The 13935-nt window shown below is 68.6% G+C and carries 14 protein-coding genes and 2 riboswitches; of the genes, 3 read left to right on the plus strand and 11 right to left on the minus strand.

The annotated features are described in order from the left end of the window. Positions 1 to 84 precede the first annotated feature (84 nt). Complete coding sequence (locus N7640_RS05970) at positions 85 to 1002, plus strand: LysR family transcriptional regulator (RefSeq protein WP_279901889.1); 918 nt, start codon at positions 85 to 87, stop codon at positions 1000 to 1002. Positions 1003 to 1032: 30 nt separating this feature from the next. Continuing rightward, positions 1033 to 1261, plus strand: a riboswitch (cobalamin riboswitch). Positions 1262 to 1348: 87 nt separating this feature from the next. Beyond that, on the plus strand, positions 1349 to 3256 hold the full coding sequence (locus N7640_RS05975; RefSeq protein ID WP_279901887.1) for a TonB-dependent receptor: 1908 nt from the start codon (positions 1349 to 1351) through the stop codon (positions 3254 to 3256). Between the two features lie 462 nt (positions 3257 to 3718). On the opposite strand, the gene N7640_RS05980 is transcribed toward N7640_RS05975, so the two are convergent. The 11 genes from N7640_RS05980 to N7640_RS06030 form a co-directional block, all read right to left on the minus strand. Then, positions 3719 to 4519 carry a helical backbone metal receptor gene (locus N7640_RS05980; protein WP_279901885.1) on the minus strand — a complete coding sequence of 267 codons (801 nt, stop codon included), beginning with the start codon at positions 4517 to 4519 and terminating at the stop codon, positions 3719 to 3721. Beyond that, positions 4512 to 4931 (minus strand): MFS transporter, encoded by a 420-nt coding sequence (locus N7640_RS05985; RefSeq protein ID WP_279901883.1) that lies wholly within the window; start codon positions 4929 to 4931, stop codon positions 4512 to 4514. The genes N7640_RS05980 and N7640_RS05985 overlap by 8 nt, the downstream gene beginning before the upstream one ends. Next, positions 4928 to 5539: a GTP cyclohydrolase II gene (ribA, locus tag N7640_RS05990; protein ID WP_279901881.1), complete on the minus strand. Its 612-nt coding sequence runs from the start codon at positions 5537 to 5539 to the stop codon at positions 4928 to 4930. Before ribA ends, N7640_RS05985 begins: the two co-directional genes overlap by 4 nt. 173 nt (positions 5540 to 5712) lie before the next feature. Then, entirely contained in the window at positions 5713 to 6363 is a 651-nt protein-coding gene (locus N7640_RS05995; protein ID WP_279901879.1) for a TIGR02281 family clan AA aspartic protease, read from the minus strand. Continuing rightward, on the minus strand, positions 6350 to 7111 hold the full coding sequence (locus tag N7640_RS06000) for a transporter substrate-binding domain-containing protein (RefSeq protein ID WP_279901877.1): 762 nt from the start codon (positions 7109 to 7111) through the stop codon (positions 6350 to 6352). Before N7640_RS06000 ends, N7640_RS05995 begins: the two co-directional genes overlap by 14 nt. An 8-nt stretch (positions 7112 to 7119) precedes the next feature. After that, positions 7120 to 7605, minus strand: coding sequence for a phosphatidylglycerophosphatase A (locus tag N7640_RS06005; RefSeq protein ID WP_262880365.1), 486 nt, complete (start codon positions 7603 to 7605; stop codon positions 7120 to 7122). After that, positions 7598 to 8563, minus strand: coding sequence for a thiamine-phosphate kinase (thiL, locus tag N7640_RS06010; protein WP_279901874.1), 966 nt, complete (start codon positions 8561 to 8563; stop codon positions 7598 to 7600). The genes N7640_RS06005 and thiL overlap by 8 nt, the downstream gene beginning before the upstream one ends. Positions 8564 to 8627: 64 nt before the next feature. Beyond that, positions 8628 to 9113, minus strand: coding sequence for a transcription antitermination factor NusB (gene nusB / locus N7640_RS06015; protein WP_220814686.1), 486 nt, complete (start codon positions 9111 to 9113; stop codon positions 8628 to 8630). Next, a complete protein-coding gene (gene ribE, locus N7640_RS06020) occupies positions 9110 to 9586 on the minus strand; it encodes a 6,7-dimethyl-8-ribityllumazine synthase (protein WP_043310363.1) in 477 nt (158 codons plus the stop codon). The genes nusB and ribE overlap by 4 nt, the downstream gene beginning before the upstream one ends. Before the next feature lie 85 nt (positions 9587 to 9671). Continuing rightward, a complete protein-coding gene (gene ribBA / locus N7640_RS06025) occupies positions 9672 to 10751 on the minus strand; it encodes a bifunctional 3,4-dihydroxy-2-butanone-4-phosphate synthase/GTP cyclohydrolase II (protein WP_279901873.1) in 1080 nt (359 codons plus the stop codon). A gap of 11 nt (positions 10752 to 10762) precedes the next feature. Beyond that, entirely contained in the window at positions 10763 to 11425 is a 663-nt protein-coding gene (locus N7640_RS06030) for a riboflavin synthase (protein WP_279901872.1), read from the minus strand. A gap of 119 nt (positions 11426 to 11544) precedes the next feature. After that, positions 11545 to 11697, minus strand: a riboswitch (FMN riboswitch). A 432-nt stretch (positions 11698 to 12129) separates the two neighbouring features. Here N7640_RS06030 and N7640_RS06035 point away from each other — a divergent pair. Continuing rightward, entirely contained in the window at positions 12130 to 13872 is a 1743-nt protein-coding gene (locus tag N7640_RS06035; protein WP_279901871.1) for a potassium/proton antiporter, read from the plus strand. Positions 13873 to 13935: the final 63 nt, after the last annotated feature.

Below are 13935 nucleotides of genomic sequence, written 5' to 3' on the forward strand. Positions count from 1 at the left end.
GCCGGCGTCATCCGCGGCGGCACCACAGGCTGACCCGGCGCCGCGCCATGCGCGCGGCTCCGACCCGTACGGAGCGGATGCGCCATGGACATCAAGCAGCTCAAGTTTCTCGTCGCCCTCGAGCGGACCCGCCACTTCGGCCTGGCCGCGACCGACTGCCATGTCACCCAGCCGACCCTGTCCATGCGCCTGCGCGACCTGGAAGACGAACTGGGCCTGGAGCTGATCCGGCGCAACCAGCGCTTCCTCGGCTTCACCCCGGCGGGCGAGCGCATCCTGGCCTGGGCCCACAACCTGCTGGACGCGGAAGCCGGCCTCTACGCCGAGGCGGCGGCCTGCCGCGGGCAACTGGTCGGCACCCTGCGCCTCGGCGTGGTGCCGCTGGCCGGGCTGGACCCCATCCGCCTGGTCGAGCTGCTGTTCGCCAGCCACCCGCAGATGCGCTTCCAGCTGTTCGCCCTGAGCAGCGAGCAGATCCTCGAACAGCTCACCCGCAACCAGCTGGACCTCGGCCTGGCCTACATCGAGCGCCTCGCCACCCGCGAGCACTTCACGGTGCACAGCCTGGAGCCCACCGCCATGGGTCTGCTCCACGACACCCGGCACTTCCGCTTCGACCCGGCCGGCCTGGGCTGGCAGGCGGTCGCCGAACTGCCCCTGGGGCTGCTGTCGGCCGGCATGCACTTCCGCCAGTCGATCGACCACGCCTTCCGCCAGCGCGCCCTCAAGCCGCAGCTGCGGCTGGAGACCGACTCGATCTTCCACCTGTTGCAGGCGGTCGGCGCGGGCCTGTGCTGCGGGGTGGTGCCGCTGGACGCCTCGCTCCAGGCCCACGACGAGCACCTGCGCCTGGTGCCCATCGAGGACGCCCACACCCTCGCCCCGCTGAGCCTGATCATGGCCCGCGGCACGCCGCGCTCGCCGCTGGCGGAAGCCTGCTTCGAGGACATCCGCAACAACCTCGCCCAAGCGTTGCAAAGCGACGCGCTACTGCCGCGATAGCACTTGTATTGACGGGGCCAAGCGCTTAAGGTCGCGCGCACCCATCCAGGTGTGCCGGACGGAGCCCCTCGGCCTCGTCGCCACGGCATTAAACGGGAAGCCGGTGCGTTCCCCACGAACCATCCCGGCGCTGCCCCCGCAACGGTAATCGACCCCGATCGCTGATCGGCGTCCGCTCGAAGCCACTGTGCCCAGGCACGGGAAGGCGGGCGGATGGGAGTCGAGAGCCCGGATACCGGCCTGCATGGTGACCACTGGTGTTGCGGAGGGCGGCACCATCAGGTACGGCCGCCCGCCACGCCTGCTCCTGCCCTCCTCGAAAGCCTGACCTTTTGAGGAACCGATGATGAAGATTTCCCGTCTCGCCCTGGCCGTGGCACTCGCCCCCGGCCTGACACTCGCCGACGACCTGCCCCTGGACCAGGCGCTGAAACTGTCCGACACCGTGGTCACCGCCAACCGCGAGGCCCAGCCTCGCGGCGAGAGCAGCGCGGCGGTCAGCGTGTTCACCCGCGAAGACATCGAGCGCCTGCGCCCCGCCAGCGTGGGCGAACTGCTGTCGCGCGTGCCCGGCGTGCAGGTGGTGCGCAACGGCGGTCGCGGCGCCAACACCAGCCTGTTCATCCGCGGCACCAGCAACGCCCAGAGCCTGCTGCTGATCGACGGCGTGCGTGTCGGCTCGGTCTCCGCCGGCGGCGCGGCGCTGCAGCACTTGAGCATCGAGCAGATCGAGCGGGTCGAGGTGCTGCGCGGTTCGCGCTCGGCCCTGTACGGCGCGGACGCCCTCGGCGGCGTGGTGCAGATCTTCACCCGCCGCGGCGAGAGCCAGGGCATCCACCCCCAGCTGCGCCTGGCCGGCGGTAGCGACGGCACCTGGGAACGCAGCCTGGGCGTGTCCGGCGGCGACGGCCGCACCCGCTACAACCTCACCGGCAGCCTGGTGGAGACCGACGGCATCGACCGCACCGGCCTGTCCTTCGACAGCGACCGTGACCACGACGCCTACCGCAACCGCAGCTTCGGCCTGAACCTGTCGCACGCCGTCAGCGACGTTCTGGAAATCGGCCTCAGCGCCGTGGACCAGCGCGGCAAGAGCGAGTACGACAACCCCTACGGCCGCTTCGACACCACCACCTACGAGACCTTCCCGGCCCAGCCCTGGAGCGAATTCAGCCTGAGCAGCGTGGCGGCCTACGCCGACGCGAAGCTCGGCGACAACTGGAACAGCCGCCTGGAGCTGGGCCACAGCGAAGACCGCCAGGAAGACCTCGACAAGCTCTACCCGGGCAGCGACGTGTTCAACACCTACCGCGACTCCGCCGCCTGGCTGAACACCGTGGAACTGGGCAACGGCCACCAGCTGCGCGCCGGCCTCGACTACCTGAAGGACAAGCTGCACAGCGCCACCGCGTACAGCGAGGAGAGCCGCTGGAACCAGGCGCTGTTCGTGCAGCACGGCTACCGTGGCGAACACTTCTCCACCGAGATCGGCCTGCGCCACGACAAGAACGAGCAGTTCGGCAGCGAGAACACCTGGAACGCCGCGCTGACCCTGCCGCTGAACAGCGCCAACGAACTAGTGCTGTCCTACGCCGAAGGCTTCCGCGTGCCCACCTTCAACGACCTCTACGGCCCGGACAGCTGGGGCGCCAACCCGGACCTCGACCCCGAGCGCTCGAAGAGCGTCGAGCTGCAGTGGCGCAGCCAGCTGGCGGAAGGCACCCGCCTGGAAGCCTCGCTGTACCGCACCGACATCCGCGACCTGATCACCTACGTCTGGGACCCGATGACCTACATCGGCCGCAACTACAACGTCGACGAGGCGCGCATCAACGGCTTCGAGGCGAGCCTGCAACAGGACCTGTTCGGCTGGCGCGGCAACCTGGCGCTGAGCATCATCGACCCGCGCGACCGCGACAGCGGCCACACCCTGGCGCGCCGCGCCAAGCGCAGCCTGAGCCTGGACCTGGACCGCGACATCGGTGCCTTCGCCGTGGGCGCCAGCTGGCAGCTGTTCAGCCAGCGCTACGACGACGTGGCCAACCAGCGCGAGATTCCCGGCTACGGCGTGCTCGACCTGCGCGGCAGCTGGAAGGCCAGCGACGAAATGGCTCTCGACCTCAAGCTGGCCAACGTGCTGGACAAGGGCTACAGCAACGCCCTGTACCAGTACGCCGGCGACTACCGCTACTACGGCTACCAGGAGACTCCGCGCAGCCTGATGCTGGGCCTGACCTGGAGTCCGAAGCTGTAATCCTCGCCAGAGAGGAATGCGAAAGACCCACGGCGGGTAATGCCCGTCGGTCAAGAGAAACGCCGCGATTCCCCTGCTGGATCACGGCGTTTTTCCTTGGCTATGCCCGAGTCGGCTGTGGCGAACAGACGCCTTTGTGGGAGTGGCTGAACGGCATTCCGATGGCTATGTACCCGTTAATTCTGCTCTTGTGGGAGCGGCCTCAGCCGCGAAATTCGCGGGTAAATCCGCTCCCACAAGGCGTGCAACTACCAACGGGGACATAGCCATTCCGATTGGCCGCGATGCTTTGCCATCAACCCCGTTCGCGGACAAGTCCGCTCCCACAGGGTCAATGGCGCTCGCCAACCATGGAAATGCCTCGACTGACAGGCGCTCCCCGGGATAGGGCCTTTTGTCCACGCGCCATGCGCGGGTTTCACCCGCCCTACGGTAGGGCGGGTGAAACCCGCGTGATTCTTGCTACCTGGCCCGCGCCAGCAGCTCGCACAGCTTCCCGGTGGCTTCCAGCATCTGGAAGCTGGGGCGTTCGATGCCCTTGTCCGGCACCGGCCAGAGCTGGTCCAGGCGCACCGCCGCCAGCTGCGGCCAGGCGCGCCAGTGCTCCAGTTCGGCGCCGCTGCCGCCCAGGATCACCCGCGGCGAACGGGCCAGTACCGCCTCGACGCCGATCTGCGGCGCCGGCATCCGCAGGTCGTCGAACACGTTGCGCGCCCCGCACACGCTCAGGGCGTCGCCGATGATCTGCCCGGCGCCCACGGTGTACAGCGGCTGGTGCCAGATCTGGTAGAACACCGGCAGTGCAGGCTCGCGGTGGTAGCGGGCGCGCAGCCCCGCCATGCCCTGGCGGAAGCCGTCGCGCAGCTCACTGCCACGCTCGGCGCGCCCCATCCGCTCGCCGAGTTCGGCAAACAGCTCGGCGAGCTGCTCCAGATCGCGGGGATCGCCGAAGTAGAGGGGGATGCCCATGTCGTCGAGCTGGCGGCGCTGGGCGTCGGGCAGGCTGCCGGGCGTCAACAGCAGCAGGTCGGGCTTGAGGCTGAGCAGGGTCTCCAGCTCCAGGGTGCCGAAGCGCCCCACCGAAGCCACTTCGGCCAGTGCCGCCGGCCGCTCGCCGCCTTCCAGCAGGCCCACCAGGCGATCCTGGGCGCCCAGTTCGACAACGATTTCCGACATCGACGGCGCCAGGCTGACCACCCGCTCGGCCGCCACCAGCGGCTGGCAGGCCAGGAACAGACAGGCGAGCAGCAGCGGTCTAGCCAAGCTGGCGCGGGATGCGATACAGGCAGAGCAACACCACGCTGCTCATGGCCAGGAGGATCAGGGCGACGGCGTTGAGCCCGCTGAACAGCGCCAGCGCGGCGATCCAGGCCGGCAGGCCGGCACCGAGGAACCCCTTGCGTCGCTGCCGGGCCAGCTCCAGCCAGGCCTCGCGCTCGTGCTCGCCGTCCAGCGCCGCCTGGGTGGCGATCAGAGCGCGCTTGTAGCCGGAAAACAGCGGCAGGCTGACGAACATGGACGCCATGCCGGCGATGAACAGCGGCATCTCCATCACGCTGCCGAGCGCCTGGCTGCCGCCGAATAGCAGATTGAGGAGGAACAGCGGACCGAGGGCGAAGCCGAGCCAGCGCCACCATTCCAGGGCGAGCCGGCGGCGCACCTCGGCGCGGGTCATTCTTCCTCCGCCTGGTGCAGCAGCCCGAGCATGTGGCCGAGCTTGCCGACCTTGGTCGCCAGGTACTTGCGGTTGTGCGGGTTGTGCCCCGCCTCCAGAGCCCGGCGCTCGGCCACGCGCACGCCGATGTCCTCCAGCGCCTTGACCTTGCGCGGGTTGTTGGTCATCAGGTTGATGGCGCGGATGCCCAGGTGATCGAGCATCGGCTGGCAGATCGTGTAGTCGCGCTGGTCGGCGGCGAAGCCCAGGCGCTCGTTGGCCTCGACGGTGTCGGCGCCGCCGTCCTGCAGCTCATAGGCGCGGATCTTGTTCAGCAGGCCGATGCCACGGCCCTCCTGGCGCAGGTACAGCAGCACGCCACGGCCCTCGGCGGCGATGGCGCGCAGGGCGGCTTCGAGCTGGGCGCCGCAGTCGCAGCGCTGGCTGAACAGGGCATCACCGGTCAGGCACTCGGAGTGCAGGCGGCCCAGCACTGGCCGCCCGTCGGCGACGTCGCCCAGGGTCAGGGCCACATGCTCCTTGCCGCTCTCCTCGTCGAGGAAACCATGCATGGTGAACACCGCGAAAGGCGTGGGCAGCTGGGAGGCGGCGACGAAGACGACGGACACCGGGTGCTCCTGTGAGGTTCGGCGGAAAAGGCCGCATTGTACCAGCCAGCGCGGCGGCCGGCGCAGCCTGAATTGTCGTCGATAAGGATCGAAAGGGTCGATCTGACGGGCAGATACGCCATGCGCGGCGATTGCCTGGAGTGGCGGGCGCGCAGCGCACCCTGCGGTTGGCGCTAGAGCTTGGATTCCAGCTGCAGCACACCGTTTTCCTCGCGCCAGCGCACCCGGCTGAGGAAGCTCATGCCCAGCAGCACTTCGGTGGGCGAGTCACCTTCCAGCACCGCGCCCTCCACACCGAGCACCTCCAGGCCGCCGACCTTGACGCGGTCCAGCTTGACCCGCCAGGCCTTGATATTGCCGCCGGCGGTGCTGACCATCATGGGTCGGCCATCCACCCGGTAGTCGAGGCCAAGGCGGCGCGCCTGGCCCTCGTTCATCGCCACCGTGGTGGCGCCGGTGTCGACCAGGAACTGCACCGGATGACCGTCGATGGAACCGGCCACCCAGTAGTGGTTGCCGGCACCACGGCTGATGCTGAACTGGGTCTTCTGCGATTCGGTAGGGCCGGCCTGGTTGTACTCGCGCGACAGCGCGTAGCTGCGCTGCACGCCCTCGATCTCCAGCACCGCGCCCTTGTTGTCGGCGCTCACCACCTTGACCCCACCCGGTCCGGTCTGCCCGGTGCGCACCAGCTTGCGGTGGCCGTCGACCAGCAGCACTGCGGCGCCGGGGAACAGGCCGACCACCTGCACCTGGGGCTCGGCGTGCAGCTGCGGGGTCAGGGCCAGCAACAGGCCGGCGGCGAACAGCTCAAGGCGACGCATCGGGTCTCTCCATGTCCTCGTCGAAGGGGTACTCCTGGGACCAGCGCCGGAAGATCGGCCGCAGGCTGCCATCGCGCACCAGTTCGGTCATGCGCCGGTCATACAGCTCGGCCAGGGCACGCCCGCGCGCAGTATCGGCAAAGCCGACGTACAGCGGCAAGCGGGTCAGCGCCGTGATGCGAAAGCGTTCCGGCTGCGGCCCGCTTTCCTGCACGTCTGTGGCCTCGGTGATGGCGTCGATGTAGAAGTCGGCGTGACCCCGTTCGAGCATGCCCAAGATGCCGGAACGCCGCTCGATCTCCTGGAAATTCAGCGGCCCAGGCAGGTACTTCTGGAAGCCGTAGCCACGCATCCAGGCCAGCCGGTACTTCTTCAGGTCGTGCAGGTCGGGCACCGGCTGCTCCACGAGCCCGAGCGCCGCGATGAGGTCGGCGTCATACGGCCAGCGCGGGTAGACGACCTTGTCTTCGACCTCGCCGAGGTAGGAACCCAGCCAGGCATCGGCCTCGCCACGCTGCACCAGGCCGACCGAGCGGGTGTAGGGCACGTTGCGGTGGTCCACCCGCACCCCGGCTGGCTCGAACACCTTGCGCATGATTTCCCAGGCCATGCCGCTGCCATCGCGGTTGGTGTAGTCGGCCCAGTATTCGCTGACCAGCTGGACCTTGTCGGGCAGCGCCTGGCTCGCCTGGGCGGAGAGTCCGACCAGACCGAGCAGCAACCCCAGCATCCACGCGCGCATCCGCATCCCTCGGCTCAGGCCAGCCCCCACACCAGCAGTTGCATGGCGACCCAGGCGAACACCCCGGCCAGCACATCGTCCAGCATGATGCCGATGCCACCATGCACATGGCGGTCGATCCAGCGGATGGGCCAAGGCTTGATGATGTCGAACAGCCGGAACACCAGAAAGCCTAGCAGCAACCACTGCCAGCCTTCCGGCACCAGCCAGAGGGTGATCCACATGCCGACCATCTCGTCCCAGACGATGCCTTCGTGGTCGTGCACACCCATGTCCTCGGCCACCCGGCCGCACAACCAGAAGCCGAACAGCATGGTCACGCCGAGCATCAGCCAGTAGCCCCAGTCCGGCAGCATCTGCCACAGGGGAATGAAGGGGATCGCCACCAGCGAGCCCCAGGTGCCCGGCGCCTTGGGCATGAGGCCGGAGCCGAAGCCGAAGGCGAGGAAATGCCAGGGGTTGCGCCAGACCTGCGGCGCCACTTTCACCAGTTCAGTCACCACGACTCCCGAAATGTTGATAGCCCGTCCTTGACGGCTCGTGGTGGCGGCCCTGGCCGTCCACCAGGCTCACGCCCTGTCCCGGCCGTGCCCGGCCGATCACCGCGGCCTCCGGCCATTGGGCCTGCAGCGCCGGCAGGAGTTCAGGCGGCAGGGTAAACGCCAGCCGGTAGTCGTCGCCACCGCCCAGCGCGCAGTCCGTCGCCGCCGTGCCGGCCAGCGCCCGCAGCGCCGGCGACAGCGGCAGGCGCTCCAGCTCGATCTCCAGGGCCAGCCCCGACGCAGCGGCGATATGGCCGCAGTCGGCCAGCAGACCGTCGGAGATGTCCAGCGCCGCCGTCGCCCGACCGCGCAGCCACTGCCCCAGGGCCAGCTGCGGCTCGGGCGCCCAGTAGCGTTGCAGCAGATAGTCGGCGTCGGCGCCCACGGCCGCCTGCCGGCCCAGCACCAGCGGCAGCGCGCCGGCGCCATCGCCCAGGCTGCCGCCAACGCACAGCAGGTCGCCCGGCCGCGCGCCGGCCCGGATCAGGGCCTGACCGGCCGGCACCTGGCCGAACACGGTGAGGGTCAGGCTCAGCGGACCGCGGGTGGTGTCGCCGCCGACCAGGGCGATGGCGCAGCGCCCGGCCATCCGCGACAGGCCGCGGGCGAGGCCATCCAGCCAGTCGGCGCGGGCATCGGGCAGGGTCAGGGCGAGGGTGAAGGCCAGAGGATCGGCGCCCATCGCGGCGAGGTCGCTGACGTTGACCGCCAGAGCGCGCTGGCCGAGCAGGAAGGCATCGCAGGGGTCGGGGAAATGCACGCCGGCCACCAGGGTGTCGGTGGACACGGCCAGCTGCCGGCCAGCGCCGGGCTGCAGCAGGGCGCAGTCGTCGCCAATGCCCAGCACCACGCCCTCGGCCGCCTGCGCGCAGGGCGCGGCGGCGAAGTAGCGGCGGATCAGCTCGAACTCACCCACGAAACGCTCCCCTCTCCCTCTGGGAGAGGGGTTGGGGGCGAGGGAACGCCAGGCAGCCCATCCGTCAGCGCTTGTTGGCCTTGACTTCGGCCGCGCGCAGCTCCGGCGCCAGCTTGTCCAGAACGCCGTTGACGAACTTGTGCCCGTCGGTGGCGCCGAACACCTTGGCCAGCTCGATGCCCTCGTTGATCACTACCTTGTAGGGCACGTCGACGCGATCCTTCAGCTCCCAGGCGGACAGGCGCAGGATGGCCAGCTCGACCGGGTCCAGCTCGTCCAGCGGAATGCTCAGGAACGGCGCGAAGGACGCGTCCAGCTCCGGCTTCTGCCGGGCCACGCCGGTGAGGATCTCGTGGAAGTAGGCGCCGTCGACTCCGCTGAAGTCGTTGTCAACGCGGAACTGCGCCTCGATCTCGTTCAGCGACTGGCCGGCCATGTGCCACTGGTACAGCGCCTGCATGGCCAGGCTGCGGGCCACGCGACGCTGCGCGATCTTGCCCTTGGCCTTGGGCTGCGGAGCGTCCTGGCTGTCGTCGTGATTCAGGCTCACTTGGCCTCCAGGGCCGCCAGCAGGCTGACCATTTCCAGGGCGGACAGCGCGGCCTCGGCGCCCTTGTTGCCGGCCTTGGTGCCGGAACGCTCGATGGCCTGCTCGATGGAGTCGACGGTCAGTACGCCGAAGGCGACCGGCACACCGTATTCCATGGACACCTGGGCCAAGCCCTTGGTGCACTCGCCGGCGACGTATTCGAAGTGCGGGGTGCCGCCACGGATCACCGCGCCGAGGGCGATGATGGCGGCGAATTCGCCGCGCTGGGCGACCTTCTGGGTGACCAGCGGAATCTCGAAAGCGCCCGGGGCGCGGATGACGGTGATGTCGCTTTCCTTCACGCCGTGGCGGACCAGGGCGTCGACGGCGCCGCTGACCAGGCTCTCGACGACGAAGCTGTTGAAGCGGCCAACCACCAGGGCGTATTTGCCTTGCGGCGCGATGAAGGTACCTTCGATGGTCTTCAGGGTCATGGGCGAGTCTCGGTTCGGATAAAGAGCCGGGGCGCCGCGGGGGCGCCCCGTAAACATAGGATATGAACGAAGGCCGCGGCGGGCCTCATTCAGCGGGCAGGTATTCTACAACTTCCAGATCGAAGCCGGATATGGCGTTGAACTTCATCGGCGAGCTCATCAGACGCATCTTGCGCACACCCAGATCGCGGAGGATCTGCGAGCCGGCGCCGACGGTGCTGTAGGTCGCCGGGCTCGGCGTCGGCTGCTTGCCCAGGTGGGCCAGCAGCTCGGGGCCGGTGAGCGGGTTGCCCAGCAGCAGCACCACACCGCTACCGGCCTTCGCCACCTCGGACATGGCCGCGCGCAGGCTCCAGCGGCCCGGCTGCTTGACCAGGAACAGGTCGCGCAGCGGCTCCATGTTGTGCACCCGCACCAGGGTCGGCTCCTCGGCGCATACCTTGCCCAGGGTCAGGGCCATGTGCGCGGTGTTCTCCACGCCGTCGCGGTAGGTGACCAGGGTGAACTGGCCCAGCTCGGTATCCAGCGGCTGCTCGCTGACGCGCTCGACGGTGCGCTCGTGGATCAGCCGGTAGTGGATCAGGTCGGCGATGGTACCGATCTTCAGGCCGTGCTCCTCGGCGAACTTCTCCAACTCCGGGCGGCGAGCCATGGTGCCGTCGTCGTTCATGATCTCGCAGATCACGCCGGAAGGCTCGAAGCCGGCCATGCGCGCCAGGTCGCAGGCCGCCTCGGTGTGGCCGGCACGAGCCAGCACGCCGCCGGGCTGGGCCATCAGCGGGAAGATATGGCCGGGGCTGACGATATCGTCGGCCACCGCGCTCTTGGCGACGGCGGCCTGCACGGTACGCGCGCGGTCGGCGGCGGAGATGCCGGTGGTGACGCCCTCGGCCGCCTCGATGGAGACGGTGAACTTGGTGCCGAAGCCGGAGCCGTTGCGTGGCGCCATCAGTGGCAGGTTGAGCGTCTCGCAACGCTCGCGGGTCATCGGCATGCAGATCAGGCCACGGGCGAAGCGGGCCATGAAGTTGATGTGCTCGGCGGTCACGCATTCGGAGGCGATGATCACGTCGCCCTCGTTCTCGCGGTCCTCGTCATCCATGAGGATGACCATCTTGCCGGCGCGGATGTCTTCGATCAGTTCTTCTGCAGTATTCAGGGCCATGGCGGCGCATCTCACTTGTTCAGGTAGCCGTGTTCGGCCAGGAAGGCTTCGCTGATGCCGGACGAGCCGGGCTCGGCGGCCTTGTCGCCGAGCAGCAGGCGCTCCAGATAGCGCGCCAGCAGGTCCACTTCGAGGTTGACCCGGCGACCGGGGCGGTAGTCGGCCATGATGGTCTCGACCAGGGTGTGCGGCACGATGGTCAGCTCGAATTCGGCGCCGTTGACTGCGTTGACCGTCAGGCTGGTGCCGTCGACGGTGATCGAGCCCTTGAGGGCGATGTACTTGGCCAGCTCGCGCGGCGCGCGCACGGTGAACTGGATGGCGCGGGCGTTTTCCTCGCGCTTGACGATCTCGCCGACCCCGTCGACATGGCCGCTGACCAGATGGCCGCCCAGGCGGCTGGTGGGCGTCAGGGCCTTCTCCAGATTGACCCGACTGCCGGCCTTCAGCTCGACGAAGGCGGTGCGGGTGAGGGTCTCGCGACTGACGTCGGCCCAGAAGCCGTCGCCGGGCAGCTCGACCGCGGTCAGGCACACGCCGTTGACCGCGATGCTGTCGCCCAGCTTGACGTCGCCAAGGTCCAGCTTGCCGGTCTCGACGTAGACGCGCACGTCGCCGCCCTTGGGCGTCAGCGCACGGATGGTGCCGATGGATTCGATTATGCCGGTGAACATGCGTCCTCCCGGTGAGTCTTGCAAAGCAGCATGGATGATCTCCTGTTTTGGTCAAAAACAGGGCAATGCCGATCGATAGGGATTTTCGCGGGCGCAGCCGATGGCGCCCCGGAAGGGAATCCCGCTCTCTCTTTATCCGGACTATACCGTCGGCCCCGGAATCGCACCGGGTCTGCTTGACCTCGCGCGGCAGGTGCCGTGGCGAGCGCTCGCGGGCTAGGCCGAAGGCCATTACCGCCGGTGGGGAATCTCACCCCGCCCTGAGAACGTTGCGGCCACCGAGGTGGCCGCGCGTCTTTTTACCACAGTTGCCGGCACAAAGCAGCCACGCCCCTCAGACTCGCACCCTACGCACCCGGGATTACGTGGCGCCCATACGCTCAGCCGGGAGACATGGTTAACAGGGCTCTTCGAATTGCTGCCGAAAGCACTCTGACAGATGGACTTCATCCCTCAGCCCCCCCAATTCGCACGCTGTCATGCTGGACGATCACTCACGCATGCACGTTGCCTGGAGTCGTACGTTCTAGGATGGTCGAGATATTGCGCCGCCATGGCCTGCCGCCCCAACCAATTCACCTCATATGTCTCGCTTGCGGCCCCGCGCCCGCCTCAGGTTAGAATCCGGCATGCACCGCGCGTCCCTGCGCGATCGTTCCCTGCCTCACCACTCATCGCCGCCGCAAACGCCTGGAGCTCCGCCCGTGGACGCCACCTCCATCAATAGCCTGTTCCTGATCGGCGCGTTGCTGGTGGGCGCGAGCATCCTGGTGAGTTCGATTTCCTCGCGCCTGGGCATCCCGATCCTGGTGATCATCCTCGCCGTCGGCATGGTCGCCGGCATCGACGGCCCCGGCGGCATCGGTTTCAGCAACTACCCGCTGGCCTACCTGGTGGGCAACCTGGCCCTGGCGATCATCCTGCTCGACGGCGGCCTGCGCACCCGGGTGTCGAGCTTCCGCGTGGCGCTCTGGCCGGCGCTGTCGCTGGCCACGGTCGGGGTGCTGATCACCACCGGATTGACCGGCATGGCCGCCGCCTGGCTGTTCGACCTGAACCCGATGCAGGGCCTGCTGATCGGCGCCATTGTCGGCTCCACCGACGCCGCGGCGGTGTTCTCCCTGCTTGGCGGCAAGGGCCTCAACGAGCGGGTGACCGCCACCCTGGAGATCGAGTCCGGCAGCAACGACCCGATGGCGGTGTTCCTCACCGTGACCCTGATCGACATGCTCGCCAAGGGCCAGAGCGAGATCAGCATCGCCTTCGTCGGCCACCTGTTCAGCGAATTCGGCATCGGCGCCCTGCTCGGCCTCGGCGGCGGCTGGGTGCTGCTGCAACTGATCAACCGGGTCAACCTGCCCAACGGCCTCTACCCGCTGCTGGTGGTCAGCGGCGGCCTGCTGGTGTTCGCCCTGACCAACTTCCTGCACGGCAGCGGCATCCTCGCCGCCTACCTGTGCGGCCTGGTGCTGGGCAACCGGCCGATCCGCTCGCGCCACAGCATCCTGCACATGCTCGATGGCATGGCCTGGCTGGCGCAGATCGGCATGTTCCTGGTGCTCGGCCTGCTGGTGACCCCGCACGACCTGCTGCCCATCGCCATTCCCGCCCTGGCCCTGGCGCTGTGGATGATCCTGTTCGCCCGCCCGCTGTCGGTGGTGGTCGGCCTGCTGCCGTTCCGCGCCTTCCACGACCGCGAGAAGGCCTTCATCGCCTGGGTCGGCCTGCGCGGCGCGGTGCCGATCATCCTCGCCGTGTTCCCGATGATGGCCGGGCTGCCGAACTCGCAGCTGTATTTCAACCTGGCCTTCTTCATCGTCCTGGTGTCGCTGCTGCTGCAGGGCGCCAGCCTGCCGCTGGCGGCCCGACTGCTGCGGGTGACGGTGCCGCCGGAGCCGGCGCCGATCTCGCGCAGCGGCCTGGAGGTGCACCCGACCAGCGAGTGGGAGCTGTTCGTCTACCGCCTCGGCCCGGAGAAGTGGTGCATCGGCGCGCCGCTGCGCGACCTGAAGATGCCCGAGGGTACCCGCGTCGCCGCCCTGTTCCGCGGCACCGAACTGCTGCACCCGTCCGGCAGCACCACCCTGGACGCCGGCGACATCCTCTGCGTGATCGGCCACGAACACGACCTGCCGGCCCTCGGCAAGCTGTTCAGCCAGGCGCCCCAGCGCGGCCAGGACATGCGCTTCTTCGGCGACTTCGTGCTGGAAGGCGACGCCGAGCTGGCGGCCATCGCCACGCTCTACGGCCTGCCGCTCGGCGATACCGACGGCCAGACGCCCCTGGGCCGCTTCATCGCCCACGAGATCGGCGGCCAGCCGATCCTCGGCGACCAGGTCGAGTGGAACGGCCTGACCTGGACCGTCGCCCTGATGGAAGGGAACAAGGTGCGCAAGGTCGGCGTCCGATTCCCGGAAGGTCAGGCCAAGCCCGGACTCTTCCTCTGAGAACCGGCCGGGCGCCACTGAGGCGCCTGGCATATCATTAGCCGCAACTCGCCCACGGACCGC

Origin of the sequence: Pseudomonas sp. GD04015 (assembly GCF_029837675.1) — a bacterium.
GTDB lineage: Bacteria > Pseudomonadota > Gammaproteobacteria > Pseudomonadales > Pseudomonadaceae > Aquipseudomonas > Aquipseudomonas paralcaligenes.

What these genes read in the sequence shown, in the direction of transcription:
- N7640_RS05970 (WP_279901889.1), top strand. Translation starts at nt 85, where the DNA reads ATGGACATCAAGCAGCTCAAGTTTCTCGTCGCCCTCGAGCGGACCCGC.
- N7640_RS05975 (WP_279901887.1), top strand. Translation starts at nt 1,349, where the DNA reads ATGAAGATTTCCCGTCTCGCCCTGGCCGTGGCACTCGCCCCCGGCCTG.
- N7640_RS05985 (WP_279901883.1), bottom strand. Translation starts at nt 4,931, where the DNA reads ATGACCCGCGCCGAGGTGCGCCGCCGGCTCGCCCTGGAATGGTGGCGC.
- N7640_RS05995 (WP_279901879.1), bottom strand. Translation starts at nt 6,363, where the DNA reads ATGCGTCGCCTTGAGCTGTTCGCCGCCGGCCTGTTGCTGGCCCTGACC.
- N7640_RS06000 (WP_279901877.1), bottom strand. Translation starts at nt 7,111, where the DNA reads ATGCGGATGCGCGCGTGGATGCTGGGGTTGCTGCTCGGTCTGGTCGGA.
- ribE (WP_043310363.1), bottom strand. Translation starts at nt 9,586, where the DNA reads ATGACCCTGAAGACCATCGAAGGTACCTTCATCGCGCCGCAAGGCAAA.
- ribBA (WP_279901873.1), bottom strand. Translation starts at nt 10,751, where the DNA reads ATGGCCCTGAATACTGCAGAAGAACTGATCGAAGACATCCGCGCCGGC.
- N7640_RS06030 (WP_279901872.1), bottom strand. Translation starts at nt 11,425, where the DNA reads ATGTTCACCGGCATAATCGAATCCATCGGCACCATCCGTGCGCTGACG.